Origin of the sequence: Amycolatopsis rubida (assembly GCF_900115345.1) — a bacterium.
Lineage (GTDB): Bacteria > Actinomycetota > Actinomycetes > Mycobacteriales > Pseudonocardiaceae > Amycolatopsis > Amycolatopsis rubida.
The window spans coordinates 122,395-148,528 of record NZ_FOWC01000007.1; the positions used below are offsets into that span (position 1 = coordinate 122,395).

General features: G+C 69.6%; 24 protein-coding genes. 20 read left to right on the forward strand and 4 right to left on the reverse strand.

Features of this window, described 5'->3' with window-relative positions; translation table 11 throughout:
- Nucleotides 1–110 precede the first annotated feature (110 nt).
- From BM362_RS25755 to BM362_RS25795, 9 genes are all read left to right on the forward strand, one after another.
- On the forward strand, nt 111–1,730 hold the full coding sequence (locus BM362_RS25755; RefSeq protein ID WP_093574878.1) for an FAD-dependent monooxygenase: 1,620 nt from the start codon (nt 111–113) through the stop codon (nt 1,728–1,730).
- Nucleotides 1,727–3,217, forward strand: a complete 1,491-nt coding sequence (locus BM362_RS25760) for a peptide MFS transporter (protein ID WP_093574879.1) — start codon at nt 1,727–1,729, stop codon at nt 3,215–3,217. The genes BM362_RS25755 and BM362_RS25760 overlap by 4 nt, the downstream gene beginning before the upstream one ends.
- A gap of 68 nt (nt 3,218–3,285) precedes the next feature.
- The gene (locus BM362_RS25765; protein WP_093574880.1) at nt 3,286–4,023 is read left to right on the forward strand and encodes an SDR family NAD(P)-dependent oxidoreductase; all 738 of its coding nucleotides are present in this window, start codon (nt 3,286–3,288) and stop codon (nt 4,021–4,023) included.
- On the forward strand, nt 4,023–4,427 hold the full coding sequence (locus tag BM362_RS25770; protein ID WP_093574881.1) for a SchA/CurD-like domain-containing protein: 405 nt from the start codon (nt 4,023–4,025) through the stop codon (nt 4,425–4,427). Before BM362_RS25765 ends, BM362_RS25770 begins: the two co-directional genes overlap by 1 nt.
- A 5-nt stretch (nt 4,428–4,432) precedes the next feature.
- Nucleotides 4,433–5,326 (forward strand): NAD(P)-dependent oxidoreductase, encoded by an 894-nt coding sequence (locus BM362_RS25775; protein WP_093574882.1) that lies wholly within the window; start codon nt 4,433–4,435, stop codon nt 5,324–5,326.
- Nucleotides 5,327–5,344: 18 nt separating this feature from the next.
- The gene (locus BM362_RS25780) at nt 5,345–6,199 is read left to right on the forward strand and encodes an LLM class flavin-dependent oxidoreductase (RefSeq protein ID WP_093574883.1); all 855 of its coding nucleotides are present in this window, start codon (nt 5,345–5,347) and stop codon (nt 6,197–6,199) included.
- Entirely contained in the window at nt 6,196–6,645 is a 450-nt protein-coding gene (locus BM362_RS25785; RefSeq protein ID WP_244287285.1) for an anthrone oxygenase family protein, read from the forward strand. The genes BM362_RS25780 and BM362_RS25785 overlap by 4 nt, the downstream gene beginning before the upstream one ends.
- A 25-nt stretch (nt 6,646–6,670) precedes the next feature.
- On the forward strand, nt 6,671–7,930 hold the full coding sequence (locus BM362_RS25790; protein ID WP_093575093.1) for a beta-ketoacyl-[acyl-carrier-protein] synthase family protein: 1,260 nt from the start codon (nt 6,671–6,673) through the stop codon (nt 7,928–7,930).
- Between the two features lie 116 nt (nt 7,931–8,046).
- The gene (locus BM362_RS25795) at nt 8,047–8,517 is read left to right on the forward strand and encodes a hypothetical protein (protein ID WP_093574884.1); all 471 of its coding nucleotides are present in this window, start codon (nt 8,047–8,049) and stop codon (nt 8,515–8,517) included.
- Nucleotides 8,518–8,656: 139 nt separating this feature from the next.
- On the opposite strand, the gene BM362_RS25800 is transcribed toward BM362_RS25795, so the two are convergent.
- Complete coding sequence (locus tag BM362_RS25800) at nt 8,657–9,274, reverse strand: PadR family transcriptional regulator (protein WP_093574885.1); 618 nt, start codon at nt 9,272–9,274, stop codon at nt 8,657–8,659.
- 272 nt (nt 9,275–9,546) lie between these two features.
- On the opposite strand from BM362_RS25800, the gene BM362_RS25805 reads away from it, so the two are divergent.
- The 5 genes from BM362_RS25805 to BM362_RS25825 all read left to right on the forward strand — a co-directional run bounded on the left by BM362_RS25805 (nt 9,547) and on the right by BM362_RS25825 (nt 15,172).
- Nucleotides 9,547–11,184 carry an MFS transporter gene (locus tag BM362_RS25805; RefSeq protein WP_167545436.1) on the forward strand — a complete coding sequence of 546 codons (1,638 nt, stop codon included), beginning with the start codon at nt 9,547–9,549 and terminating at the stop codon, nt 11,182–11,184.
- A gap of 214 nt (nt 11,185–11,398) precedes the next feature.
- Nucleotides 11,399–11,854, forward strand: coding sequence for an anthrone oxygenase family protein (locus tag BM362_RS25810; RefSeq protein ID WP_093574887.1), 456 nt, complete (start codon nt 11,399–11,401; stop codon nt 11,852–11,854).
- A 20-nt stretch (nt 11,855–11,874) separates the two neighbouring features.
- On the forward strand, nt 11,875–12,873 hold the full coding sequence (locus BM362_RS25815) for an acetylserotonin O-methyltransferase (RefSeq protein ID WP_244287286.1): 999 nt from the start codon (nt 11,875–11,877) through the stop codon (nt 12,871–12,873).
- Between the two features lie 6 nt (nt 12,874–12,879).
- A complete protein-coding gene (locus BM362_RS25820; RefSeq protein ID WP_093574889.1) occupies nt 12,880–14,319 on the forward strand; it encodes an NDP-hexose 2,3-dehydratase family protein in 1,440 nt (479 codons plus the stop codon).
- Nucleotides 14,320–14,374: 55 nt separating this feature from the next.
- On the forward strand, nt 14,375–15,172 hold the full coding sequence (locus BM362_RS25825; RefSeq protein ID WP_093575094.1) for an SDR family NAD(P)-dependent oxidoreductase: 798 nt from the start codon (nt 14,375–14,377) through the stop codon (nt 15,170–15,172).
- Here the strand turns inward: BM362_RS25825 and BM362_RS25830 are convergent.
- A complete protein-coding gene (locus tag BM362_RS25830; RefSeq protein WP_107309562.1) occupies nt 15,156–16,373 on the reverse strand; it encodes a nucleotide disphospho-sugar-binding domain-containing protein in 1,218 nt (405 codons plus the stop codon). The genes BM362_RS25825 and BM362_RS25830 overlap by 17 nt on opposite strands.
- Nucleotides 16,374–16,525: 152 nt before the next feature.
- Here BM362_RS25830 and BM362_RS25835 point away from each other — a divergent pair, with 152 nt between their 5' ends.
- Genes BM362_RS25835 through BM362_RS25845 form a run of 3 tightly spaced genes read left to right on the forward strand, consistent with a single transcriptional unit; the run spans nt 16,526 to nt 19,096 of the window.
- The gene (locus BM362_RS25835; protein ID WP_244287287.1) at nt 16,526–17,668 is read left to right on the forward strand and encodes a cytochrome P450; all 1,143 of its coding nucleotides are present in this window, start codon (nt 16,526–16,528) and stop codon (nt 17,666–17,668) included.
- A 37-nt stretch (nt 17,669–17,705) separates the two neighbouring features.
- Complete coding sequence (locus BM362_RS25840) at nt 17,706–18,902, forward strand: cytochrome P450 (protein WP_093574892.1); 1,197 nt, start codon at nt 17,706–17,708, stop codon at nt 18,900–18,902.
- Complete coding sequence (locus BM362_RS25845) at nt 18,899–19,096, forward strand: ferredoxin (RefSeq protein ID WP_342029817.1); 198 nt, start codon at nt 18,899–18,901, stop codon at nt 19,094–19,096. The genes BM362_RS25840 and BM362_RS25845 overlap by 4 nt, the downstream gene beginning before the upstream one ends.
- A gap of 49 nt (nt 19,097–19,145) precedes the next feature.
- Here the strand turns inward: BM362_RS25845 and BM362_RS25850 are convergent, their stop codons facing one another.
- Nucleotides 19,146–21,113 carry an AfsR/SARP family transcriptional regulator gene (locus tag BM362_RS25850; RefSeq protein WP_167545437.1) on the reverse strand — a complete coding sequence of 656 codons (1,968 nt, stop codon included), beginning with the start codon at nt 21,111–21,113 and terminating at the stop codon, nt 19,146–19,148.
- Between the two features lie 479 nt (nt 21,114–21,592).
- Between BM362_RS25850 and BM362_RS25855 the strand changes: the two genes are divergently transcribed.
- Nucleotides 21,593–22,099 (forward strand): MarR family winged helix-turn-helix transcriptional regulator, encoded by a 507-nt coding sequence (locus BM362_RS25855; RefSeq protein WP_244287288.1) that lies wholly within the window; start codon nt 21,593–21,595, stop codon nt 22,097–22,099.
- Between the two features lie 89 nt (nt 22,100–22,188).
- Nucleotides 22,189–23,253, forward strand: a complete 1,065-nt coding sequence (locus BM362_RS25860) for a methyltransferase (RefSeq protein WP_093574895.1) — start codon at nt 22,189–22,191, stop codon at nt 23,251–23,253.
- Nucleotides 23,254–24,098: 845 nt separating this feature from the next.
- Here the strand turns inward: BM362_RS25860 and BM362_RS25865 are convergent.
- Entirely contained in the window at nt 24,099–24,566 is a 468-nt protein-coding gene (locus BM362_RS25865; protein ID WP_167545438.1) for a MarR family winged helix-turn-helix transcriptional regulator, read from the reverse strand.
- Between BM362_RS25865 and BM362_RS25870 the strand changes: the two genes are divergently transcribed.
- Nucleotides 24,517–26,031 carry an FAD-dependent oxidoreductase gene (locus BM362_RS25870; protein WP_280142744.1) on the forward strand — a complete coding sequence of 505 codons (1,515 nt, stop codon included), beginning with the start codon at nt 24,517–24,519 and terminating at the stop codon, nt 26,029–26,031. The two genes, BM362_RS25865 and BM362_RS25870, sit on opposite strands and share 50 nt — an antisense overlap.
- Nucleotides 26,032–26,134: the final 103 nt, after the last annotated feature.

Sequence of the window (26,134 nt, forward strand, 5' to 3'; positions counted from 1 at the left end):
CTTGGAGCCGCGGGGGGACCAGAACGCCAGCGGTCTTCCAGCGGAGGTGGGTACTCCTGCAGCTTCCGGGCCGGAGCGGCCGCGGGCGGTCGAGTCCAGGGGAATCGATCATGGATGACACGCATGTTCCGGTACTGGTCGTCGGAGGCGGTCCGGTCGGGCTGAGCGCCGCGCTGTTCCTCGGCCAGCACGGGGTGCGCACGCTGCTCGTCGAGAAGCGCGACGGCACGTCCACCTTGCCGAGGGCGCCTGGGCTGCAGGCGCGGACCTTGGAGCTGTTCAGGGCAGCCGGTGTGCTGCCCCGGATACGCGCCCTCGAGATGGGCGACTCCCACTCCTACTTCGAGGGCGGCATCCTACGCGTGCCGACTTTCGCGCGGATCGACGAGGCGGTGGTGGTGGAGGCCCCGTCCCTGGACGGGCCCGACGTGAGTCCTGAACGCGTGATGGGCTGTGGGCAGGATCGCTACGAGCGAGTCCTCGCCGACCTCGCTCGCGAGGCAGGGGCTGAGACCCGGTTTTCCACGCGGCTGTGCGAGTTCGCCCAGGACGACGACGGCGTGACTGCGGTCCTTGAGGACACCGTGACCGAGGTGCGGTCGACCGTGCGGGCCGGCCACCTGGTGGGCGCGGACGGCGCGAGCAGCACCATTCGCGAGGCGCTCGGCGTACACAGGACCGGTCGCGGCACAGTCTTCAACGCGCTGAGCATCTACTTCCGGGCACCGCAGCTCGAGGAATGGTTGAAGGGCAGGCATTTCATCCTCTGCTACGCCACCGAGGCACCGGGAACGCTGATGGGACTGTCCCGATTGCACGGGTGTGATCCCTGGCTGGCGGCGCCGCTGTACTTCCCGGAGCGTGGCGAGAGCCCAGAGGACTTCACCGACGAGCGCTGCGTGGAGATCATCCGCACCGCCTCCGGTGTGCCGGACATGAAAGTCGAGATCGTCGGCAAGGTGCCGTGGCAGGGCACGCAGCTGGTGGCAGAGACCTTCCGCGCGGGCCGGGTGTTTCTCGCCGGAGACGCCGCGCACGTGCACCCTCCCGCGGGTGGCTTCGGTGCCAACACCGGCATCCACGACGCGCACAACCTGGCGTGGAAGCTCGCCGCGGTCCTCCGCGGGCAGGCCGGGGACGCGTTGCTGGACACCTACGACGTCGAGCGCAGGCGAGTCGGCGAGGCGATGGCCGAACAAGCGATGATCCGCAATCGGATCCGCCACGGTCACGCGGATGCCGAGACGACCGCCGCGATGGTCGACGACATCGTCATCACCTTGGGCTATCGGTACCGCTCCGAGTCCGTTGTGGACGACGGCCCGGAGGCGCCCGTGCTCACCCCGGATCTGCGGCTGACCGGCGAACCCGGCACCCGGGCACCGCACGTGTGGCTGGACCGCGCGGGTGCGCGGATCTCCACGGTCGACCTGTTCTGGGACGAGTTCGTTCTCCTCACCGGACGGGCGGGCAATGGGTGGGCCGCCGCCGCCCGCCTGGCGGGCGAGCGGTTCGGGATTCCGTTGCGCGCCCACGTCATCGCGGAGAACGGCGACCTGGTCGCCCGCGAACGGGCGTGGACGGCCGCGTTCGGTGTGGACGAGGACGACGCGGTGCTGGTCCGGCCGGACGCGATGGTGGCATGGCGGTCGCGGGGCGCCGTCGAGGACAAGGAGGCTGCTTTGGCCGAGGTGCTCGCGCGGGTGTGCGGATTGAGGAGGTCGTCATGAGCACTACCCGGCCGGTCGCCGAGCGCGGCGACCGGACAGTGTCGCTGCGCCGGATGCCCCGGTGGTATGTGACCCTGTTCAGCTCGGACCTGCTGGAGCGCTTCGGTTTCTACGCGATGCAGGCGGTACTGGTGCTCTACGCCGCCGCTCCCGCGTCCGGAGGCGGCCTAGGGCTCGCCACGGCCGACGCCGCCGGGCTGTTCGGCGCGTGGATCGGCGTGATGTTCGTGCTGTCGCTGCCCGGCGGCTGGCTCGGCGACCGCGTGCTCGGCCATCGGCGCGCGATGATCGCGGGCTGCGTGGCCGCCGTGCTCGGCTATCTGTGCCTCGCCATACCGGGCGGCTGGACGGCGGCGGCGGGCCTGTCGCTGGTGGCCATCGGCGGCGGCATGTTCAAGTCCAACCAAAACGCCCTGACCAACCTGATGTTCGGCGGGCACCGCGGCCGTGAGTCCGGTATTTCCCTGATGTATGTGGGGACGCAGGTCAGTGCGCTCCTCGCGCCGCTGGTCACTGGATTCCTCGGCGAGAGAGGGAACTGGCCGGCCGCGTTCGCCGTCGCCGCCGTCGCGATGGCCGTCTGCGGCGTCCTGCTGGCGGTGACCGCACGGCAGTTCGCCGAGGTAGGCACCCGCCCTGCCCGCCCGCTGGACGCCCCGGAACGCCGCCGGGCGTTGCGGCGCACCGGCGCGGTCGTCGTCGTGCTGGCCGCGGTGCTGGCCGGGTTCGCCGTGGGCGGGGTGCTCGGCGTGACGGCCGTGCTCGCGCTCAGCGGACTGCTCAGCATTGTCGCGCCCGTCGTCGGCTACGTGCTGCTGTACCGCGAGAAGGCGCTGGGGCCGGGCGATCGTCGGAGGCTGCGCGCGTTCCTCGCCGTGTTCCTCGGCGCGACCCTGTTCTGGATGATCATCGCCCATTCCGCGTCGTTGCTGAATCTGTTCGCCAGGGACCACATCGACCGCGACGTGCTCGGATTCACTGTTCCCGCGAGCTGGCTGCAGTCTGCGACCCCGGTGTTCATCCTGCTGCTCGCCCCAGCAGTGGCCACGGTGCTGCCGCGCATCGGCGAGCGGCACAACGTCGCCGTGAAGTTCAGCGCGGGGCTGCTGCTCGTGGGCACCGGGTTCGTGGTGATGGCGGTAGCCGCGCTGATCGCGTCCGACGGCAGCCGGCTGTCCCCGCTCTGGCTGGTCGCGGTGTACCTGACCCACGCGTGCGGGGAGGTGACCATCGCCGCCGTCAGCATCTCGGCGGCGGCGGACGTACTGCCGCGCCAGTTCCTCGGCCGCACGCTCGGCATGCTTTGGCTCTTCGCCGCACTGGGCGGCGGCGTGGGCAGCGTCGTCGTACGGCTGCGCGACGTCGTGCCGGAGCCGGGGTACTACCTCGGACTCGGCGGCCTGGCGCTGGTGTGCGGTGTGGTTTTCGCGCTGCGCAGGCGGACGTTGACCCGCGCGCTCGCCAAGGACGAGGCGTTCGCGGCGTGACCGCGCTCCGGCCGGCGTCGACCGGTCGTGGAGCCGTGTGCGATCGAATGGCGAAGGGGGAGAGAACGATGGAACAGGGGCTGTCCGGCAAGCGCGTGCTCGTGACCGGAGGGACCAGAGGAGTCGGCAGGGTGACCGCCCTCGCGTTCGCGAAGGCGGGAGCGCATGTCGTCGTTTGCCACCACCAGGCCGGCGAACAGGCGCAAGCCGCTGAGCGGGAGCTGACGGAAGTGGGAGAGCGGCACCGCGTGGTGTGCGCGGACGTGACGGTCCGCTCGGACGTCGAACACCTGGCCGAGCAGGCGCTGGAAGCGTTGGGCGGCTTGGACGTCCTGGTCAACAACGTTGGTGTGGACGGCGTCGTGCCGTTCGACGCTCTCGACGACGACGAGTGGCGACGGGTGCTCGACCACAACGCGACCTCGGCCTACCTCGTCACGCACTCGGTGCGCGACCTGCTGTCCGACGGAGCCTCGGTGGTCAACGTCGGGTCCTCGGCCGCCCTGCGAGGCCGGATCAACGGGGTCGCGTACTCGGCGTCCAAGGCGGCCCTGATCGGCTTCACTCGCGCCCTGTGCAAGGAATTCGGCGCGCGGGGGATCCGGGTGAACACGGTCGCGCCCGGCCTGATCGAGGCCGAATCCGGTGCGGGGCTGCCACCGCAGGCGGTGGAACGCATCGTCGGGATGACCGCGCTCGGGCGCATCTGCCAACCGGAGGACGTCGCCGGGGCGGTGCTGTTCCTGGCCGGTGACACGTCCCGCTACATCAGCGGGGTGACGTTGAACGTGGACGGAGGAGTCTGATGCCATACGCAGCGATCGGCTACCGGGTCGAACCGGGGCACGAGGACGAGATCGCCGAGATCTTCGAGGGCTTCCAACGGGTCGACACCGGCGTGCTGCGCGACGAGCACGGCGCGGAGGCGGGCAGGCTGCTCGGCACCGCGGTGTTCATCCAGGACGACTTCATGGTCCGCGTCGTGCACTACGAGGGCGACCTGTCCTCGATGGGCCGGCACATGGCCGCGCAGAAGGGCGTGCACCTGGTGGAAGAGAAGCTCCGGCCATTCCTGAAGCAACAGCGGGAGATCTCCAGTCCGCAGGCTTTCGGCGAGTTCTTCCGCACCGCCATGATGCGCCGGATCTCGCAGTTTTCTTGCGAGGACCACCCGGCGGACGCCGCACTCGCCCGCGGCGCAGGGGGCTGAGGTCCGTGAGGAGCAGGAGGATCGCAGTCATCGGGCTCGGCGCGATGGGCTCGGGCATGGCCTGCGCGCTCGTCGACGCGGGGTTCTCGGTCACGGTTTTCAACCGGACTGGCGCGAAGGCGGAACGGATAGGCGGGGCGGGTGTCGCGGTCGCCCGTTCGGCGGCCGAGGCCGGGGCAGACGCCGGCGTGGTGCTGCTCAGCCTCGCAGACGAAGCTGCGGTGGCGGAGGTGCTCTTCGACTCCGTGCTAGGCCACCTCGAACCGGGTACCACGGTCATCGACACGACGACGGTGTCGCCTGCCTTTGCGAGGCAGGCGGCCGAGCGGTGTGCCGCGGCCGGCGCGCGGCGGGTGGAGGCCTGCGTCGTCGGGAACCCGCACATGGCCGCCGTCGGTGAACTGCGGATCTTCACTGCGGGCGACCGCGACGACGTCGAAGGCGTCTGCGACGTGCTCGGAGCGTTGAGCAAGGAGCAGCGCTTCGTCGGCGAACCGGGCAGGGCCAGCGTCCTCAAGCTCGCGTTCAACCTGCTGCTGGGTGTGCAGACCGTCGGGCTGGCGGAGGCGGTCGCGTTCGCCGAGGCGATGGGACTGGACCGGGAAGTCCTGCTGCACGCGCTGGAGAACAGCGGATGGCGTTCGCCGGTGCTGAGTTTCCGCGCGCAGTTCATCCGGAGGCGCGTGTACCAGCCGCCCGGCTTCCGCGCCGCGCTGATGCACAAGGACCTGAGCCTCGGTTCGAGCGAAGCGGACAAGCGGGGAGCGGACCTGCCCGTCGTGAAGTGCTCCTTGGCCCAGTTCGAATCGTTGCTGGCGGCCGGACGCGGTGACGACGATGCCGCCGCCGTCGTGGACGTCCGGTCGAAGCTGACCGGACTGCCGTCGGCGAAGGCCTGAACTCAGCGGAGGACGAGCATGGACATCGGAATCGGCTTGCCGACGACCGTGCCGGGAGCGGACGGACGGGGCCTGGTGGAGTTCGCCCGCAGAGCCGAGCGCCATGGGTTCAGCACGCTGGCAGTGCTCGACCGGTTGGTCTACGACAGCTACGACAGCGTGGTGGCGCTTGCCGCGGCCGCGGCCGTGACTGAACGGATCACGCTGGCCACGTCGATCCTGCTCGCCGCCTGCCGGCAAAGCCCCGCACTGCTGGCCAAGCAGCTCGCGAGCCTCGACCGGATCGCGGGCGGGAGGTTCGTGCTCGGCGTCGCGGCCGGAGGCAGACCGGACGACTACGCCGCGACCGGTGCCGACTACGCGCGCCGGGGCCGGCGTCTCGACACAGTCCTGGACGAGCTGCGCGAGGTCTGGGAGGGCAAGGGCGCGGTGCCCGGGATCGGCCCGCAGCCGGCGGGCGGCATTCCCCTGTGGATCGGCGGGCACTCCACGGCCGCTCTGCGCCGGGCGGGGGAGCGCGGGGCGGGGTGGATCGCCCCCGGTGGATCCGTCTCGGGCTACGCGGACCTCGTGCGGCGTGCACGGCAGGTGTGGGCAGAACAGAGCCGCGAGGACGCGCCGCGGATGGTGGCGCTCGCCTACGTCTCATTGGGAGAGGACGGTGCCGAAGTGGGCGGCCGGTACCTGCGTAGCTACTACTCCTACCTCGACGCCAAGGCGGATCGGCTGGCCGCCTCCGTGATCGCGGACGCGGGCAGACTGCGCGAAGTCGTCGACGGCTACGCGGAAGCGGGCTGCGACGAGCTGCTGGTCTTCCCCTGCACCGGCGACCCCGCGCGGCTGGACCTGATCGCGACGGCTGCGCTGCCGTGATCGCCGCCGTGCTGTCGGTGGCCGTGCTCGTGGGCAGCGGCGTCGTCGCCGGGGTGCTGTTCGCGGTGGCGTTGAGCGTGCTGCCCGCCCTGTTCGAAATGCCGGCCGACCAGTACGTCCACGCCCACCAGCTGATCGGCCGCCGCTGGGATCCGACCATGCCGGTCATCGTCCTCGCCTCGACGGCGGCGGACATCGTGCTGGCGGTTGTGTCGCCGCGAGGTGCGAGCTGGTTCGCGATCGCGGCCGTGCTGCTGCTGGGTGTCTCGGCGGTCTCGCACTTCTGCAACGTGCCGATCAACCGCGGAGTCAAGGCCCTCGATCCGGCCGCGATCCCCGCCGATTGGCAGGACCCCCGGCCGCTCTGGCGCCGCTGGCACGTGCTCAGAACGGCGCTGGCACTGCTGGCCTCTGTCGCCAACGCGATGGCGGTCGTGTCCGTCTGATGTGGAAGGTGAGGGCGAAGTCGTGATGGCAGAACGAAAAGCGGTGATCACCGGAGTCGGTGTGGTCGCTCCCGGCGGGATCGGCAAGCACGCGTTCTGGGACCTGCTGTCCTCCGGTCGCACGGCCACCCGGTTGATCTCGCTGTTCGACGCGACGGGGTTCCGCTCGCGGGTCGCCGCCGAGGTCGACTTCGACGCGCGGGCGGCCGGGCTCACCGCGCGGCAAACAAGGCGGATGGACCGCGCCGCCCAGTTCGCTGTCGTCGCGGCACGGGAAGCGGTGGCCGACAGCGGAGTGGATTTCGAGAGGATCGAGCCGGACCGCGTCGGCGTGAGCATCGGCACCGCGGTCGGCTGCACGAGCGGGCTGGAGGAGGAGTACCAGGTCCTCTCCGACTCCGGGCGGCAGTGGCTGGTCGACCATGCCTACGGCGTTCCGCATCTCTACGGCTACATGGTGCCCAGCACTCTCGCGGCGGAGGTGGCTTGGGAGGTCGCCGCCGAGGGGCCGGTCGCCCTTGTCTCGACCGGGTGCACCTCCGGCATCGACGCGGTCGGCCACGCCGCCCGGCTGATCGAGGAATCCTCCGCCGACGTGGTGATCGCGGGTGCGACGGACGCTCCTCTGTCGTCGATCACGTCGGCCTGTTTCGATGCCATCAAAGCGACGTCGGTCAACAACGACGACCCGGAACACGCCTCCAAACCCTTCGACGCCGAGCGGGACGGCTTCGTGCTCGGGGAAGGCGCGGGAGTGCTGGTGCTGGAGGAGGAACAGGCAGCCAAGCGCCGGGGCGCCGCGATCTACGGACGCGTCGCCGGCTACAGCACGCGCAGCAACGCCTTCCACATGACGGGCTTGCGGCCCGACGGACGCGAGATGGCCGAGGCGATCCGGGTCGCGCTCGGCCGTGCCGGGCGGGCGCCGGAGGACGTCGGCTACGTCAACGCCCACGGTTCCGGGACCCGGCAGAACGACAGGCACGAGACCGCCGCGTTCAAGCTGAGCCTCGGCGAGCACGCTTACCGAGTGCCGGTCAGCTCGATCAAGTCGATGATCGGCCACTCGCTGGGTGCGATCGGGTCGATCGAGATCGTGGCTTGTGCGCTCGCGCTGACCAAACAGGTCGTGCCGCCGACGGCGAACCTGCAGCATCCGGATCCCGAGTGCGATCTCGATTATGTGCCGCGGGAGGCCAGGGAGCACAAGGTCGACGTCGTGCTCAGCGTCGGCAGCGGGTTCGGCGGGTTCCAGAGCGCGGTGGTCCTCGGCGCTGTCCGGTGATCGGCGGGTGCCGAGCAGTTCTCCAGCAGTTCTCCAGCGGCGCTCGTGAGGAGCCGTCCTACATTCCTGGGAGCCCCGGGGCTGGGGTCCGGGGAAACATCCGAGGGGAGATCGCCATGGCGGAGAATTTCGGTCGCAGACGGCTGATCGCACACGGCGCTCTGCTGGCGCCCGCGATCGGGCTGGGCACGTTCGGTACGCCGGCGAGCGCCGATCCGGAGAAACCTCCGGCACGGTCGCTGCCGGGCACGTGGGCGGTGGACATCTCGTTCCCGGCGAACCCGGAGATCCCCTCCCACAAGGGGATGTTCGCCTGCACTTCGGACGGCATCCTGACCGCAGCCAGCAATCACGGCGCGAACCCGGGGCTTGGCACCTGGCGGCGAACGCCGGCCGGTTTCGCTTTCGTGCTGCGGCACTTCACCTACGACGAGGCCGGGGTGTGGACCGGGCACATGCACATCGAGCAGGCCGGTGCAGCGGAGTCGGCGACCGCGTTCACCGCGAGCGGGACGACCACGTTCGTGGACCCGCAGGGCGCGCGGCTGGGCGTCTTCCAGAGTGCCACGAACGGCGTCCGCTTCTGACGGGGCAGGCAGGTGATCGCGGACGGCGCCGTCATTCGGACGACTTGCCGGTGCCGTCCGCTGCTCCGGCCCAGCGGGCACCCGCCGCCCCCGGGATCCGGGGCGAGCTCGACTACGTGCGGCGGGAGGCGCGCGGCGGTCAGCCGGACGCGTCGCGCGCGGCGGCCTCGGCTCGCAACTGCCTGCCGTCCCACGTGAGCGAGCCGCTGGCCAGTTCGTCGGCGACCCCGCGCACCCAGGCCAGTTCGGTGCGCATTGAGGCCTGCAGATAGTCGATCTCAAGCAGGAACAGGCGCGGCACTTCGCGCCAATCACCTGCCAGCGCCGCGTCGAAGCGGGCGAGCTCTGCCTCGATCGCTTCGACGCGGACCCTGAGCGTGGCCAGCGCCTCATCCGGTTCCAGCAGCGGCAGGAAGGCCAGCGCGGCAGGGAACGACGGATACTCGCCACCGGGTGTGGAGAGCATCCGCGTCTCCCAGCTCCGCGCTGTCGCGACGCCTTCTTCGGTGAGCTCGTAGACGGTCCGTTCCGGGCGGTTCTCGTCTTTCGCGGTCGCCTTGACACGGATCAGCCCGACCCGCTCCAGACGGTCGATCATCTGATAGACGCTCTTGCGCTGGCTGACGTTGACGACCTGGTCCTTGCCTCGCTCCCGGATGAGCCGCAGCATGCGGTACGGGTGCATCGGGGCCTCGCTGAGCAGGCCGAGCACGGCCAGCGCCAGCGGCGTCGGCTGGTACTGGCGGGACGCGCTCATGGGGTGAGCTTATGTCGTCCCGGCACGGCGGTTCGAGGAGAGGCGTGGAAGCTGCGCAGTCTGCCCGCCTGTCGATCGAAATGCGCGCGACGTACGCCGTCACCGTGGCTGCGGGAGGGTTTCGACTGATTTGTCCGCGTCGGCGGACCGCTGCGAAGGCTGCGGGCCACCGCGCTGGCGGGACCGATTCGACGACACTCGGCCTGGTGATAGTGTTGACATCACTAAAGAGGATCATTCGCTCCCGTTCGGGAAGTGGCTGGAGGGTCGGCATGGACGCTTCGTCCATCTCTTCGAACACGTCGCGCAGGCCTTGGCTGGCCCTCGCCGTCGTGCTCTTCGCGACGTTCATGGACATCCTCGACACGCACATCGTGTCCGTGGCCATCCCTCGCATTCAGGAGGACCTGAACGGCAGTTACGCGGCAGGGCAGTGGTGCATCGCCGGGTACGCGCTGAGCTTCGCGCTGGTGCTGGTGATCGGCGGGCGGCTCGGGGACATGTTCGGCCGCAAGCGGATCTTCCTGGTCGGGGTGACCGGCTTCGCCGCGTGCTCGCTGCTGTGCGTGCTGGCGCCGTCCATGGGGGTGCTCATCGGTGCCCGAGTGATGCAGGGGGCGTTCGCCGGACTGATGGCACCGCAGGTGCTGGCGGTCATCCAGGTGCTGTTCCCGCCGGAACGGCGCAAGGTTGCGTTCGTGGCGTTCGGAGTGACGCTCAACCTCGCCCAGGTGAGCGCGCCCATCCTCGGCGGGGTGCTCGCGACCTACGACCTCGCTGGGTTGCACTGGCGGGCGATCTTCCTGATCAACATTCCGCTCGGTCTGCTGACCGTGCTGGGCGCCCTGCTGTACGTGCCCGAGTCGAGATCCGACCAGCGAATGCGGTTCGACCTCGTGGGCATGGTGCTGATCGCCCTCGTGTCGGCGTTCCTGATGTACCCGCTGCAGCAGGGCCGCGAGCTGGGCTGGCCGGTGTGGATGCTCGTCATGCTGGTGGTCGCGATCCCGCTCGCGGCAGTGTTCGCCCGCTACGAGCGGCGGCGCAGCGAAGATGCGGCCCTCGTGCCGGCCAGCCTGGTCCGGCGCCGGTCGTTCGCCGCGGGCACTCTGGTGTACCTCGTCCTGTTCTCCGGCACGATCTCCGCGTTCCTCATCGTGATCTGGAACGTGCAGTTCGCGCTCGGCTGGTCGCCGATCCGCACCGCGATCACGATGCTGGGCTGGGTGACCGGCATCCTCGTCACCGCCCCGCTGGCGGTGAAGTTCGGCGACAACCACGGCCGCACGCTGGTGGGAACCGGGTGCGGGTTGCTGACCGTCGGCACGGTAGTGATGAGCTCGGTGGTCCGGGTCCAGGCCGACCAGCTGACCTCGCCGCAGCTCTTCGGCTGCTTCGTCCTGATGGGCACGGGCATGGGCCTGCTCAGCCCGATTCTCATCAGCCTGGTGCTGGCTGAGGTGCCGCCGCGCGACGCCGGAGCCGCGTCCGGGATCACCAACGCGGTCATGCAGTTCGGCGCGGCGGCGGGCGTCGGCGTCGTCGGCCTGATCTTCTTCAGCCTGGTCGCCCGCGGCGCGGACGCCGAGAGCGGGCGGGTCGCGCCCGGCCTGCGGGCGGAACTGGCGTCGACCGACCTCGCACCGTCCACATCGGACCAGATCGTCGCGGACTTCCGCCGGTGCTTTGGCGACCGCGCGGGTGCGGTGAACCCGGACGTAGTGCCGGGGAGTTGTCGCGCGGCGAGCCTGCAGGAACCGGCGGCGCGGCGAGCGGTGGAACCGTTCGAGCGTTCGGCGACGACGCGCAACTGGGCCGACGCGACGGCGAACACGTTGTGGTACCAGGTTTTCGTGTTCCTGGTCGCGCTGGTCTTCACGCGTGCGCTGCCGAAGGGCACCGCCGGTTGAGAGCGTCCTCCTGCAACTCCGGCGGCCGGTCGCTCACTGAAACGCTGAAGGCCGGCTTGCCTTGGCGCAGGGCCCGGAGGGCGACACCGTCGGGCCGGCAACGATCCGGCAGGCCCGGTGCGGACAAGACACTTACGGTGGTCCGCCCCGACGCCCGCCAGTGAGTTCAGTCCACGTCCAGCCCACGTCGAGAGTGCGGCGCCAGGATCGCCTCGTGATCGAGTTGCTGAGCGTCGTCGCGTTGGCCGGCAGCGGACTCGCCGCGGGCGTCCTGCTCGCGGTCGCGCTCGGTGTCGTGCCCGCGTTCCTCGGCCTCCCACCGGATCGGTATGTGCAGACGCACCAGCTGGTCGGGCGCAGCTACGACCGCGTCATGCCGCCGGTGGTGCTCAGCACCGCGGTGCTCGACGTCGCCCTGCTGCTCGTCGAACCCGGCACCGGCGCGCGCATCGGGTTCGCGATCGCCACCGCGGCGATGCTCGGTGTCGCGCTCGTGTCGCAGTTCGGGAACGTGCCGATCAACCGTGTGGTCAAGGCGATCGACGCGAGCTCGATGCCTGCCGAGTGGAGCGATCCGCGGCGGCGGTGGCGCGGCTGGCACCTGGCCCGGACGTGGTTCGCGATGGCCGGCCTGCTGGCCAACGGCGTCGCTGTGGTGCTGAAGGGGTGACGGGAGTGAGGGGAATGGCCGTGCGTACGAACGAGGTCGACGCGGACTGGATCACCAGAACGGGCACCGCCTTCTGCAGCGCGAAGATCCTCTTGACCGCGCTCGAGCTCGGCGTGTTCGAGGCAGCGACCGAGGACACCACCGAACCCGAACTGCGCACGAGGCTGGGACTGCACCCGCGGGCGTCGCTGACGTTGCTGCAGGCCCTCGTATCGCTGGGGCTGCTGCGACGGCGGGGCGAGCACTACCGCAACGCCCCGGCCGCCCAGCGCCACCTGGTCCGGTCCGAGCCGTCCTACCGTGGCGGGTATCTGTTGCGTGCCAACCACATGCTGTACCCGGCCTGGGGCAGGCTCACCGAAGCGGTGCGGTCCGGCGAACCTCAGGTAGACCTTCCGTTCGCGGAAATGACCGGCGATCCCGCGCGGCTGCGCCGGTATCTGGACATGATGGACTCACTGAGCGCACCCGTCGCGGAAGAACTTGTGCGATCGGTCGACTGGAGCATCCACCGCCGCGTGCTCGATGTCGGCGGTGCGCGCGGCAACCTGGTGTCCCTGCTGGCGCTCGCGCACCCGCACCTGGAGGTCGGCGTGTTCGACCTGCCGCAGATGGAAGCCCCCTTCCACGAGCACACCAGCGCGCACGGCCTGGCCGAGCGGGCCACGTTCCATCCTGGCGACTTCTTCCGCGACCCGCTGCCGGAGCACGAGACCATCGTGATCGGGCACGTGCTGCACAACTGGGCGCCCGAGCAGCGGCAAGCGATTGTCGCGAAGGCCGCCGAGGCCCTTCCGCCCGGCGGCACGCTGCTGGTCTACGACCAGATGATCGCGGCCGGCCTGTCCGACCCGGAGTCGCTGATCACCAGCCTGACCATGCTGCTCACGACCGACGGCGGCGCGGAGTACTCGGCGGCGCAGTGCGAGGACTGGATGAAGACCGCGGGCCTGCGTCCTGTGTCGGCGGTCCCGATCGGCGTGCACGACTTCCTCGTGCGCGCGGAGAGGGACGGGTGAGCGGCCATGGTCCTTTCCCCGGCCGGTAATTCCACCACCCCGCGCAGGCTCGCCGAGTCGGTGCTCGCCGTCGCCGGCGAGGTGACCAGCACCGAGCAGTTCGATGCCTGGTGGACCGGCTGCCGCCGGTGGAACGAGGCGGTGGTGCGCAAGGCACCGCTCGAGGAGCTCGACGGCTGGCTGACCGACCGGTCCACCGGCAACATCGTGCACCGCACCGGGAAGTTCTTCAGCGTCGAGGGACTCGAGGTCGAGGTGGCGGGCGGGCCCGTCCAGCGGTGGAGCCAGCCGATCATCAACCAGCCGGAGGTCGGCCTGCTCGGCATCCTGATCAAGGACTTCGGCGGCATCCTGCACTGCCTCATGCAGGCCAAGGTAGAGCCGGGGAACCCGAACGGCGCCCAGATCGCGCCGACGGTCCAGGCGACGCGCAGCAACTACACCCGGGTGCACCAGGGCAAGGCTGTGCCGTACCTGGAGTACTTCCGCGACCGCGGCCGCACCCGTCGTGTGCTCGCCGACGTGCGCCAGTCCGAGCAAGGGGCGTGGTTTCACCACAAGCGCAACCGCAACACGATCGTCGAGGTCGAGGAGGACGTCAAGCTGCTCGACGGCTTTTGCTGGCTGACCGTCGGCCAGGTGCACCAGCTGCTCGCCGTCGACGACCTGGTCAACATGGACGCGCGCACCGTGCTGTCCTGCCTGCCGCTCTCAGGCGACGGTGTCTCCTCGGGGCAGGGCGAGGACTTCCGGTCGTGCCTGGAGCGCTCGTGCGCCGGCGAGCACGGCGGCCTGCACACCACCGGCGAGATCCTCAACTGGATCACCGAGATCAGGACGACGACGGACGTCGGCGTCGAGCGAGTCCCCCTGAACGGTCTGGTGCCGTGGTCGCGCGAGGCAGGAGAGATCGCGCACCCCAGCGGCCGGTTCTTCCGGGTGGTCGGGGTCGACGTTCGGGCGGGCGGCAGAGAGGTCGGCAACTGGATGCAGCCGATGATCGAGCCGATCGGCACGGGTCTGGTGGCGTTCCTGGTCAAGCGCGTCGACGGAGTGCTGCATGTGCTCATGCACGCCAGGGTCGAACCGGGCTACCTTGACATCGTGGAGCTGGCGCCGACCGTCCAGTGCACGCCGGAGAACTACGACGTGCTGCCGTCCGCCGCCCGGCCGGAGTTTCTTGACGAGGTGCTGCGGGCGAGCGCCGGCCAGATCCGCTTCGAGGCGGTGCTCGCCGAGGAGGGCGGCCGCTTCTTCCGCGCGCGCAACCGGTACCTCCTCGTCGAGACCGACCTCGCCGTCCCTCCGGACGCGTTCCCGCGCCATCGGTGGATGACCATGAGCCAGATCACCGGGCTGCTGCGCCACAGCCACTACGTGAACATCCAGGCCCGCAGTCTCGTGGCCTGCCTGCACAGCCTGCTCGCCCGAGCGGACACGCGCTGACCAGGTGGAGCTGGCTTCGATCGGGCCGCGAACCCAGGACGGCACAGTGTCGGGCATGGAGTTCGGGCTGAGCGGCAAAGTGGTGTTCCTGACCGGTGCGACCAGTTCGATGGGCGCCCCCGCGGCCCGCGCCTTCGCAGCCGAGGGCGCGCGGGTGGCGGTGACCTACCACCGCGACACCGGCGGGGCGCGTCGGGTGGCGGACGAAGTGGAGGCCTTGGGCGGCAAGGCGATCACCGTCCGCTACGACCTGACCAGGCCCGAGGTGATCACCGCGGCCGTCGAGGAAGTTATCGCCGCGTGGGGCGGGATCGACGTGCTGGTCCTCAACGCCTCTTCGGTCGGCGGCACGAGCGTCGACCCCGTGCCGTTCGAGGACATCCCGGCCGAACACTGGACCGCGGGGCTGCGCGCGGACGTCGAGGGCGCGTTCCACACCGTGCAGGCGGTCGTGCCGTCGATGAAAGCGCGCGGCTGGGGCCGCATCGTCGCGATCTCGGCCAACGTCGTGGTGCGCGGAGCGGCGGGTGACGAACTCTTCGTCGTCGCGAAGACGGCCCTGCACGGCCTCAGCCGGACGCTGGCCACCGAGCTGGCGCCATTCGGGGTGCTGAGCAACGTCGTCGCGCCCGGCCCGACGGTGACCGACGGGTTCCTCCGCCGGATGCCGCCGGAGATCCTGGAGCAGATCGCCGGACGGCCGCCGGAGGAAGTCAAGCGAGTGCTCAACCGGGGCAAGCCGGTCGGTCACGTGTCCACCGCCGAGGAAGTCGCCAACGCGGTGGTATTCCTCGGGTCGGCGGCGAACGGGAACATCAGCGGCAACGCGCTGCACATCAGCGGCGGCCACTGAGCGCGGTCGTCCCGGCGAGCCGTTCGAGGTCGGCGACGAGCGCGGCAGGGGAGGGACGGCTCAGCATTTCGTCGCGCACCCGTTGGTTCGCTCGGCGGTAGCCGGTGTCCTCCAGCAGTTCCGCCGCGGCGGTGGCGATCTGCTCCCCGTGCAGATCCGCTCCGGTCGCGCGGGGCAGGAGCTTGCCGATCCCGCTGGACTCGACGTTGCGGCTGACGATCAGCTCGTCGGGCTTCTGCGGCATGACGAGCTGCGGCACGGCCGAGTGCAGCGCTGTCAGCGCCGTGCCGATCCCGCCGTGGTGCACGACGAGGTCGCAGCTGGGCAGCAGCAGGTGCATCGGGACGGACTCGACAACCCGGACGTGATCGGGTGCCGCGGCGAGGCCCGCCTGGCCCGCGCTGGCGACCACGACGACCGTCTCGGCGTCGATCCCGGAGAGCGCTTCCACCAGCTGCGGGACCACGGGGGCCTCGCCGCGCATCGACGGGGTGAAGCCCCAGGTGAGGCAAATACGCTTGCGCTCCGGGCGGTCCAGCAGCCACGGCGCCGCGCTGCCCGGCCCGTTGTAGGGCACGTATCTTGCGCGCCAGCGCTCCAGATCGTCCTGGTGGTCCAGCTGCAGCGCGGCAGGACAGTTGTCGAGCGTCACCGTGCCGAGCATCCGGCCGGGGTCGACGCCCAGCGCCGCGGTCAGGGATCCGAGCAGGTCGGGGAGCAGCTCCCGGACGAGATAGGTGTTGTCGGGGCCGAGCAGATGCCGGACGGCGGGGATGCCGAGGTGCGCGGCGGCGGCGGGGCCGACGTAGCTGATCGGGTCGTGCACGACGAGATCGGCGCTCCAGCGGCGGGCGAAGCCGATGACGTCGTCCGCGGTCTGCTCGGCCCACTCCGCGAACACCTCGAACGGCGTGAGCCTCCAGCTGCCGCCGCCTGCGGCCCACTCCTGCCCGGTGACCCCTGCCGGCGCGAGCGGCGGCGGCCCCTGCTGCGGCCGGGAGAGCTTGTCCATCAAGGACTTCACGAGATCGACGTCGGGACCGACCGGCACGGCAGGCACGCCCGCCCCGGTGATCACATCCGCGAACGAGGGCTGGCTCGCTACCCGCACCTCGTGGCCGGCGGCGAGCAGTGCCCAGGCGAGCGGGACAAGCTGGTAGTAGTGCGATGCGAAGTTGGCGGTGACGAACAGTGCGCGCATCGACGGATTCCTTTCCCGGTGGGCGGAGCGCACAGGATCACCGGGTCCGCTGGTCATGCCTTCCAGGACAGGTGGACCCGGGGTCGTGCGGGCCGCCAGCGCGGGGCGCGATCGTGAACACACCAGCCGTCGACCTCGCTGGGAGGCAGTCCGTGAGCAGCACCCCGATGCGCTACCCCTTCCCCTGGCCGCCGACGGCCGAGCACCCGCCGCCGCTGACGTCGCTGCGGGACGAGCCGGTCTGCCCCGTGACGCTGCCCAGCGGCGACGAGGCCTGGCTTGTCACGAGGTATGAGGACGTCCGTGCCTTGCTGTCGCTGCCGCAGGTGAGCCGCAACCGCGAACGGCCGGGCGCCGCGCGGATGACCGCGGAGAACACAAAAATCTTCCAGGGCACCAAGGTTGACCGGGATCCGCCCGAGCACACCCGGATGCGCCGGGTGATCGCCAAGGCGTTCACCGCCACGAGGGTGCGGCGGCTGCGTCCCGTGGTTGCGCAGGCTACCGAAGAATTGCTGACCGAGCTGGCGGCACGGACGCCGCCGGTCGACCTCAACGAGGCGTTCGCGTACCCGCTCACGATCAAGGTTATCTGCGGTCTCCTTGGCGTGCCGGAGTCCGGCCAGGACATCTTCCGCGCAGGCACGGGGGAGGCGTGGCGTTACGTCGGCGAACTGCTGGAGGCCAAGCGCGCCGAGCCGGGCGATGACCTTTACAGCGCACTGCTCGCAGTACACGACGGCGACGACGGCCGGCTGAGCGACTACGAATTGCACTGGTGGTGCACGGTGCTGCTGCTGGCGGGGTACGAAACGACGGCCAGCCAGCTCGGGGGCAGCGTGCCGTTGCTGCTCAGCTGGCCTGAGCAACTGGCGAAGCTGCGCGCAGACCCGGATCTGGTGCCCAGCGCCGTCGAGGAACTGCTGCGCTGCCAGGTCGTCGGTCACTCGCTGTCGATGCTGCGCTACCTCACCGACGACGTCGAGGTCGGCGGGGCGACGCTGCCGAAGGGGGCGAGCGTGATCCCTGTGCTGGAGTCGGCGAACTACGACGACACGGTGTTCGAGAACCCATACGAGGTCGACCTGTCCCGGCGGGACAACCACCACCTGACCTTCAGCGCGGGTCCGCACTTCTGCCTTGGTGCGGCGCTGGCCCGGTTGGAGCTCCAGGTAGCCCTGCGCGCATTGCTGCTGCGCTTTCCGGCACTGGCGCTCGCCGTGCCCGTCGAGGAACTGCGGCACAAGGAAGGCGCGCTCGACCTCGGCTACGAGGAGATCCCGGTGACCTGGTGACTGCCAGGCGGTCCCACCGACGAGGAAAGGGCTTCCGATGACCGACCGGCGCTTGCGGTACCCGTTCCGCCGCGACACCGCTCTGGGCGTGCCGGAGGAGATCCGAGATCTGCGTTCGGAACCGGTGGTTCCGGTGACGCTGCCGAGCGGCGACCCGGCGGTGCTGGTCACCCGGTACGCGGACGTGCGATCGGTGCTGACCGACCCGCGCCTCAGTCGCAATCTCGCCCGCCCCGGTGCGCCGAGGATGACGGCGGGCAATCCGATGTTCCAGGATCCCGAGATCGACCCGGATCCGCCGGAGCACACTCGTGTCCGCAGGCTGCTCGCCAAGGCGTTCACCGCGACCCGCGTCGAAACCATGCGGCCGCACGTCCGGGAAGTGGCGGAGGAGCTTCTTGCTGTGATGGCCGAGCGCACCCCGCCGGTCGACCTGAACGAGGCGTTCGCGTTCCCTCTGACGATGCGGGTGGTATGCGACCTGCTCGGCGTGCCGCTGGCGGACCAGGAACTGTTCCGCGCGTGGACCGACCGGTTCTTCTCCGTCGGACGGTTCGGCCGCGAGGAGATCGGCAGGGCGTTCGGCGAGATGAACCAATACATGCGCGAACTCATCGCGGCCAAGCGGCGGGAACCCGCCGACGACCTGGTCAGCGCGATGGTCGCCGTGCACGATCACGACGACGGCCGGCTGAACGACTACGAACTGCACTGGTGGTGCCGGCTTCTGCTGCTGGTCGGCTACGAGACCACGGCCACCCAGCTCGGCGGCAGCGTCGCGATGCTGCTGACCGAATCCGACCAGCTGGCGTTGCTGAGAAACGACCTCGGCGTTGTGCCCGACGCCGTCGAGGAGCTGTTGCGCTGGAAGCTGGTCGGTGGCTCGTCGCTGTCGATGCTGCGCTACGCCACCGCCGATCTCGAGGTGGGCGGCGTGACGATCTCAGCGGGCACCGGCGTCATCCCGATCGTGGAGTCGGCGAACCGGGACGAGACGGTGTTCTCCTGCCCGGAGACCTTCGACGTCACCCGGACCGACAACCCGCACATCACCTTCAGCATCGGACCGCATTTCTGCCTCGGAGCCGCACTGGCGCGGGTTGAGCTGCAGGTCGCGCTGGAGCTGCTGCTGAGCCGGTTCCCCACGCTCCGCCTCGCTGTGCCCGCGGACGAACTGCGCCGTCACGACGGCGCGCTGCTCGAGGGCTTCGTGAGCGTTCCGGTGGAGTGGTGAGCCCAGTGCGCGTCGAGGTCGTCCAGGACACGTGCTGTTGCAGCGGCCTGTGCGCGCTGGCCGTTCCAGACGTTTTCGGCCAGGACGAGGACGGGATCGTCGTGCTGCTGCAGTCGCAGCCGCCGCAGGAGCGGCACGCGGCCGTGGCGGAGGCCGCGCGCCGGTGTCCTACCACGAGCATCAAGGTATCGTGACCGGCTTCCGTTGCGAGGCGAGGGAAGCCGGTCACGACGCGGAACGCGGTTACCCGGCTTGGCGGGCCTGGCGCGACCGGGTGATCAGCTCACGCACCTCCAGCGATCTGCTGTCCGCGTGATCCCTGGCGGCCTGCGCCGGCACATGCGCGTCGAGGTCGATTTCGTCGATGCGCACGGCGAACTCCGCCGACCGGTCGTCCTGGTGGTGCAGTTCCGCGTCGAGGTGCTTGCGCGCGTGGATCCTGGTCAATTCATGGAACGCGAAAAGCACGTCGCCCACGCGGCCGCCCTCGGTGAACCGCAAGAAGTGGTGCTCGACCAGCCGAGCCAGCACCGTGTCCACAGTCTCCATGTCCGAATCGAGCAGTCGTGCGGCGTCGGCGGAGGAGAACTGCTTGGTGCCGAACAAGCTCAGCGCGTGAAGCGCCGCGCGGTCGTCACTGCTCAACGCGTCGTACTCGACGTCGAAGCTCGCCTGGAGGTCGAACCCCGGCGAACACAGCTCGTCGAGCCGCGTGCGCCAGCGGGCCAGGCGGGTGGCGAGCGTGCTCAGCGGCCAGCCCCTGGCCGCGACGAGCCGGGCGGCGGCGGCCCTGATGGCCAGCGGCAGACAGCCGCACTGTCGCACGATGGTCGCCGCACTGAGGGATTCCTGCTCGACCCGGTGCCTGCCGATGATCTTGGCCAGCAGTTCGAGGCCGTCCTCGTGCGGCAGCACGTCGAGGTCGAGCAGGCGCACGCCCGGCAAGCTGTGCTGGGCGGTGCGGCTGGAGATCAGCACCGCCGACCGGGGGCTGCTGGGCAGCAACGGCCGCACCTGAGCTGCGGAGGCCGTGTCGTCGAGCACCATCAGGACCCTGCGGTCGGAGCTCCAGGTGCGGAACAGGTTGCTGCGCTCCTCCAGCGAATGCGGGATCTCGTCCTCCGGCACGCCGACCGCACGCAACATCCTGTGCAGCACAGCGGAAGGATGTGCCGGCTCCTGCTGGGCAGCCTTGAGGTCGACGAAGAACTGCCCGTCGGGGAAGTGCTCGCGCAGTTGGTGGGCGGCGTGCACGGTGAACGCCGACTTGCCGGCGCCAGGCATGCCGGTGATCGACACGACGCCGAGTCCGAAGTCGTCGGACTGGACGAGCCACCTGCTCGTCTGCTCGAGCTCCGCCTCGCGGCCCGTGAAGTCGGCCAGGTCGGGGGGCAGGTGCGCCGGTGGCGGGAGCGTGGTCTGCCGCAACGGGATGGCCGCGTGCCGCGGCGCGATGTCCAACGACGGATCGGAGGCGAGCAGTGCCTGGTGCAGCCGCTGAGACTCGGGGGAGGGGTCGATGCCGAGTTCGGTGAGGAGGACGTCGCGCATGTGGCCGTAGGCCTGCAACGCCTCCGAGCGCCTGCCCGAGCGGTGCAGCGCCAGCATCAGGCGGGTGTGGAACTCCTCGTGCAGCGGCCGGTCCGAGATCAGCTTGCGCAGTTCGCCGATGACCTCGCGGTGCCTGCCGAGCTGTAAGTCCGCGTCCAGCCGCAGCTCCAGCGACCGCAGCCGCTTCTCTTCCAGCGCGGTCACGTAGACCGCGAGCAGATCGCCAGTGTCGACGTCGGCCAGCACCGGGCCATGCCACAGCGACAATGCGTCGGACAGCACCGCGGTGCCCGCGGCGAGCTCGGTCGAGAGCAGCGCGACTCCACGGGCCATCGACTGTTCGAACTGGTAGAGGTCGAGAGTTTCCGGCTCGATGGCGATCTCATAGCCGTGCTTGCGGGTCAGCAGCAAGTCGTCCTCACCGGGGACATCGTTGCCGACAAGAAGCTTGCGCAGCTTGTAGATGTAGGTCTGGAGCGTCGAATGGGCACTGCTCGGCGGGTTGTACCCCCAGAGCTCGTTGATGAAGTCCTCGGTGGAGATCAACTGGTTGTGCCGCAGGAGGAGGAGCGAGAGCACCTGGCGGACCTTGGGCGCCGAGGGCGTCAAAGTCCTTCCGCCCTCGGTGACCGCCAATGAGCCGAGCACAGCGAATTCCATTGTATATTTCCCCCCAAGTATTGTATATTTGCCCCCAAGCATCTCGCTCCCGGGCCAGGTGCCATGTCGTGGACCGGATGGGGCCACCGTCGCGGGTTCGACTGGCACGCCGATCTGCCCGTTGCCTGGATCCGAGGACGCTTTCGGCCGATGTCGAAACCGCTTCCACCGCTGGGCGGGTGAGTCGCCGACGGGCGCGACACACCGAGAGCCGGGTTCGTGCGTGGAACCTTCCGGCCGTGGCGCCTGGCGCGAGGCGGATCGTTGACTCAGAGCCCGTGAATCTTATACAGCAACAGTTCGAGCGCCGATCGAGGAACGCTCGACGCATCCTCGACCCAGACGTGAGCGCGCGCCGCGCTGGGGGCCACGGGGCGGCGCGCGCCGGGGGAGCCGACCTCGAATGAGATGATTTGAGGGCGGTGAAGCACACAAAAGGTCCTTTAATTAAATTAAGGTATAGCAAAGGGATATTCAGATTGTCAAACTATGACCGGGACGAGTTGATCGAGGAGATCGGCAGGGGCCTGATGCGGCTGCAGAGTGCTGTCGACGACGTCGACGAGGCCGCCGCCGAATACCTCGGCGTCAACCGGACCGACCTGCGCTGCCTTGGCCTTGTGGTGACGCGCGGACCGATGACGGCAGGGGAACTCGCCGAGGCGACCAGGCTCACCGCGGGTGCGCTCACGACGGCGCTGGACCGGCTGGAGCGGGCGGGCTACGCCCGGCGGGTCCGCGATCTCGCGGACCGCAGACGGGTCCTGGTCGAGCCGACCGACAACTTTCCGGCCGTGGCCGAGGAGATCTGGGGCGAGACCGGCAAAGAGATGGTCGACGTGCTCCTCGGCTACAGCACGGACGAACTGGTCACCGCGAAGAACTTCGTCGAGCAGGTCGTGGGCCTGCATGTGCGGCACACCGCGCTGATCCTGGAGAAAAAGCGGAAGGCCACGGGGAAGCCGGAGGCGGACGTCAGGGGTTGACGGGGGTTCGATCCCGCGTCGCTCGCGGGTCGAGACGGATCGGGCACTGTGCGGTCGCCGGTTTCCCCGACGCCTCGAAGGGTTCCGCGATGACCACGAGCTCGCCGCACGTGCGGCCTCATTCCCCTTGGCGCGACGACGGCGCACCGCCGTGGGAGCAGTTGCGCAAGATGGTGACCGGCGGGTGGGCGGCGATCACCATCCACGCCGTGGCCCGGCTCGGAGTGGCCGACCTGCTCGTCGACGGCCCGCGGACCGCGGCCGAACTCGCGGAGAGCACCGGCACGCACGAGAACACGCTCTACCGGTTCCTGCGCGCCGCCGCCGCGCTGGGGGTGTTCGCCGAGCGCGAGGACGGAAGATTCGACCTCACCCCGCTGGCCGAGTACCTCCGCAGCGACGTGCCGGGCACCTTGCGCTACATCGCCTACTTCTTCGGCGAAACGACCGTGTGGAACAGCTACGGCCACGTCATGGAGACGTTGCGAACCGGTGAGCCGATGGGGCCCAAACTGCGTGACGGCCGTTCCTGGTTCGACTACCTCGAGGACCACCCCGAATACTCCGAAGTCTTCAACAAGGCGATGACGACGGTCGGCGAGGCAGGGGTCGCGAAGATCGCCGACACCTACGACTTCGGACGGTTCTCCGTGGTCGCGGACGTCGGCGGCGGACAGGGCCGGCTCCTGTCGGCGATCCTGCAGCGCCATCCGGAGGTGCAGGGCATCCTCTTCGACATCCCGGCCGCCGTGGAGTCGGCGGCCGGGATGCTGGAGGCCCACCAGGTCGCCGGCCGGGTCGAGCGCGTGGCCGGCAGCTTCTTCGAGCGCGTGCCGTTGGGCGCGGACGTCTACCTGATGAAGGCGATCCTGCACGACTGGGACGACTCCGATTGCGCGGACATCCTCCGCCGCATCCGCCGGGCACTCGACGACAAGCCCGACGGCCGCCTGGTGCTCGTCGAGTGCGTGGTGCCGCCGCTCAACGAGTGGCACTACAGCAAGTTGATGGACATCAGCATGCTGGTGAACCTCGGCGGGAAGGAGCGCACCTTGGAGGAGTGGCGAAGTCTGCTGGCCTCCGCGGGGTTCGAGCTGACGTCGGCGGTCAGGACGGCGGAGCCGCACTATGTCATCGAGGGCCGCCCTTGCTGAGCGGTGTCCACGCGCGGGCACGCCTCCGCCCTGCTGGAATCGGAGGGGAGTCATGCGCGATGACCCCACTGGGTCGAAGCCCGCCGTGTCGAGTGACGCGCCCTGCTCGACGGTGATGTGCTCCTTGCCGCCGGCCCGCATGAGCATCGTCGGGTCGCTCATGACAGACAGGCGACCGCGGCCGCAAAATCGCTGCGACCGCGCCGATCGGCAGCAGAGTCGCATCCTCGGTCTTCGTCCATCAACCGCTGGCCAGAATATCGGTGGTCCGCCCCTCCTTCAGCCGCGAATCATTCGAGAGCTCGCAGCCGGAGGCTTTCCGCAGCCGGTGCCGGGTGCCCTCTCCGCGAGCGGACTTCAGCCGGTCCGCGCCTTGGCGACGTCGACGGTGGCACCAGTGCTCTGGTCGCCGGCGACCGGGCAGCGCGCGGGATACAGGGCGCTGGGCTCCGGCCGGTGTGCCAGGCACCCGGAAGCCGGCCCGAACGGGTTTCCCGCGACAGCCCGCTGGGGCGCACGCGCACTGCAAGCTCGCCCTGGCCACATCTCGGCACTGTGGAATGCCGCGACAAGCCGGTGCGCCGACTCCGGCTCGTCGGCGACGCGGGCGCGCCGTCCGGGGAGCGGGTGGTTGGCCGCCCGGCTCCGGCCGGCCAGGTCGAGGACCCCGCTTTGACTGCCACCCCGGAAGCCGGGCGAAGGGGTCTAACCGCCGGTCGCGGGGCGCGTTCTGGCGGGGAATCTGGTCGTAGCAGCGGGCTGGGATCGAGCAGTCCCGGTCCGCCGAGTGCGCATGCTGTCGACCGGTCTCCTTGCCGGGCTCGACGGTCGTCGAACCAGCGCGGTCAACGCTCCTGAAGCGCGGCGATAGCCGATCCGACGGCCTCGTTGCTGCGTTGGAAGTAGTCGAGCAGCACGCGCAGTTCGTGGTCGGTGCGGGACGTGGCGATCTCGGTCCACTGCGTCAGGAAGCCCGTCAGCAACGGTTCGAGGCGGGCGATGACCGCGTCGGTGTGCCGGATCAGCACCTGCCTGCGGTCCGCCGGATCGCGCTCGCGGACGACGTAGCCCGCCTTCTCGAGCCGGTCCAGCGCCGAGGTGATCGCCCCGCCCCTGGTCAGACCGACGCGGACGGCCAGTTGGCCCGCGGTCAGCGGACCCTCCGCGACGAGGATGTTCACACAGTTCAGGTCGGACGCGGTCATGCCCGCCCGTTGCGCGACGGCCTGGTGGAAGAAGATCCCGCGCACTGTCGAGAGCCGCATGGCGTTCTCGACCTCGGCGAGCAGAGCCTCGCGCTCCTCATTTGACACGGCTGACATCTCGGCGATATCCTTTGATTATCAAGTTACTCTACGAGCGACATTCTCTATCATCGAGCAGTATACAGGGGGGACATTTATGCCAACGTCACCACCGCACGTGATCATCATCGGGGCCGGCACCGGCGGCCTTTGCCTTGCGCAGGGCCTCAAACAGGGCGGTGTCAGCGTGGCGGTGTACGAGCGCGACCGCACGCGGACCGACGGGCTGTTCGGCTACCGGGTCGGCATTGACCCGGACGGGAGCCGCGCGCTCTCGCGCTGCCTGCCTCCGGAACTGTTCGACGTGTTCGTCGCGACCAAGGCTCTGACGCCGCGATTCATGAACATCTTCACGGAGCGCCGTTCCGAGCTGCTGCGCATCGGCGACTGGGATGCCCCCGAGCACGAGGACCCGGTCGACAGCGAAAAGTCGATCAGCCGGATGACCCTGCGTCAGGTGCTGCTCACCGGCGTCGAGGACATCGTCCACTTCGGCAAGAAGTTCACGCACTACGAGCAGCACGCCGACGGCACGGTCACCGCTTACTTCGAGGACGGCACCTCCGCCAGCGGTGACGTGCTGGTCGCCGCGGACGGCACGAATTCGCGGGTGCGAAAGCAGTACCTGCCGCACTCGAAGATGAACACCATCGACGGCAAGTCCGTCACCGCCAAGCTCCCGCTCGACGACGAGAGCAGGAAGCTGCTGACGCCGGAGATGCTGCGCGGCGTCAACCTGGTGAACGCGCCGGGTGGCTACAACTGCATCATCCACGTGATGGAGTTCAAGTGGGACCGCGACGGCAAAGTGAAGAACGGCATCGGCGGCAACGACGCCCAGCTGCTGTCGCACTGGCCTGGCCTGATGTTCGACAACACGCGGGACTACATCATGTGGGGCTGGTCGGCTCCCAGCCGGCTGGTTCCGGACAACTTCATGGACCTGCGCGGCGAGGAGCTGCACAAGATCGTCCTGCAGCACACCCGCAAGTGGCACCCGGACTTCCGCAAGCTGTTCGAAATGGCCGACCCCGGGTCGGCGTTTCCGCTGCAGGTGCGCACCACCGAGCGGCTCGAGCCGTGGGAGTCCACGAACGTCACGCTCATCGGCGACGCGATCCACACCATGACGCCCGGCCTCGGCGTCGGCGCCAACACGGCGCTGCGCGACGCGGAGATCCTGTGCCGCAGGCTGATCGCGGCTCGACGGGGCGAGACGACGGCAGTCGAGGCCGTCGCCGCGTACGAGAAAGAGATGCACTCCTACGCCTGGACTCTGGTGGAGAAGTCGAAGTCGCAGTTCGGCGGCAACCTGCCGCTCGGCACGCCGGTGATCGGCCGGCTGATGCTCGGGTTCATGCGCACCGGCATGCGGGTGTTCAACCACCTGCCCGCCATGAAGCGCAAGATGCTGAAGTCCATGGAAGAGACCCGGGGCCACGGCAAGGAGGCCGAGGCTCCCGCGTCGAAGTGACGACGCGGCAGGAGAAACGGCGCTCCCGGAACGCGGCGGACCGCGCCGCCGGGTCCGGGAGCGCCGTGCGTCGCGGGGGTCCGTGCGGGAGTCGCGCCGAGAT

Coding starts and splice junctions, on each gene's coding strand:
- BM362_RS25755 (WP_093574878.1), top strand. CDS start 111: ATGGATGACACGCATGTTCCGGTACTGGTCGTCGGAGGCGGTCCGGTC.
- BM362_RS25760 (WP_093574879.1), top strand. CDS start 1,727: ATGAGCACTACCCGGCCGGTCGCCGAGCGCGGCGACCGGACAGTGTCG.
- BM362_RS25765 (WP_093574880.1), top strand. CDS start 3,286: ATGGAACAGGGGCTGTCCGGCAAGCGCGTGCTCGTGACCGGAGGGACC.
- BM362_RS25770 (WP_093574881.1), top strand. CDS start 4,023: ATGCCATACGCAGCGATCGGCTACCGGGTCGAACCGGGGCACGAGGAC.
- BM362_RS25780 (WP_093574883.1), top strand. CDS start 5,345: ATGGACATCGGAATCGGCTTGCCGACGACCGTGCCGGGAGCGGACGGA.
- BM362_RS25790 (WP_093575093.1), top strand. CDS start 6,671: ATGGCAGAACGAAAAGCGGTGATCACCGGAGTCGGTGTGGTCGCTCCC.
- BM362_RS25795 (WP_093574884.1), top strand. CDS start 8,047: ATGGCGGAGAATTTCGGTCGCAGACGGCTGATCGCACACGGCGCTCTG.
- BM362_RS25800 (WP_093574885.1), bottom strand. CDS start 9,274: ATGAGCGCGTCCCGCCAGTACCAGCCGACGCCGCTGGCGCTGGCCGTG.
- BM362_RS25805 (WP_167545436.1), top strand. CDS start 9,547: ATGGACGCTTCGTCCATCTCTTCGAACACGTCGCGCAGGCCTTGGCTG.
- BM362_RS25820 (WP_093574889.1), top strand. CDS start 12,880: ATGGTCCTTTCCCCGGCCGGTAATTCCACCACCCCGCGCAGGCTCGCC.
- BM362_RS25825 (WP_093575094.1), top strand. CDS start 14,375: ATGGAGTTCGGGCTGAGCGGCAAAGTGGTGTTCCTGACCGGTGCGACC.
- BM362_RS25830 (WP_107309562.1), bottom strand. CDS start 16,373: ATGCGCGCACTGTTCGTCACCGCCAACTTCGCATCGCACTACTACCAG.
- BM362_RS25840 (WP_093574892.1), top strand. CDS start 17,706: ATGACCGACCGGCGCTTGCGGTACCCGTTCCGCCGCGACACCGCTCTG.
- BM362_RS25850 (WP_167545437.1), bottom strand. CDS start 21,113: ATGGAATTCGCTGTGCTCGGCTCATTGGCGGTCACCGAGGGCGGAAGG.
- BM362_RS25860 (WP_093574895.1), top strand. CDS start 22,189: ATGACCACGAGCTCGCCGCACGTGCGGCCTCATTCCCCTTGGCGCGAC.
- BM362_RS25870 (WP_280142744.1), top strand. CDS start 24,517: ATGGCGTTCTCGACCTCGGCGAGCAGAGCCTCGCGCTCCTCATTTGAC.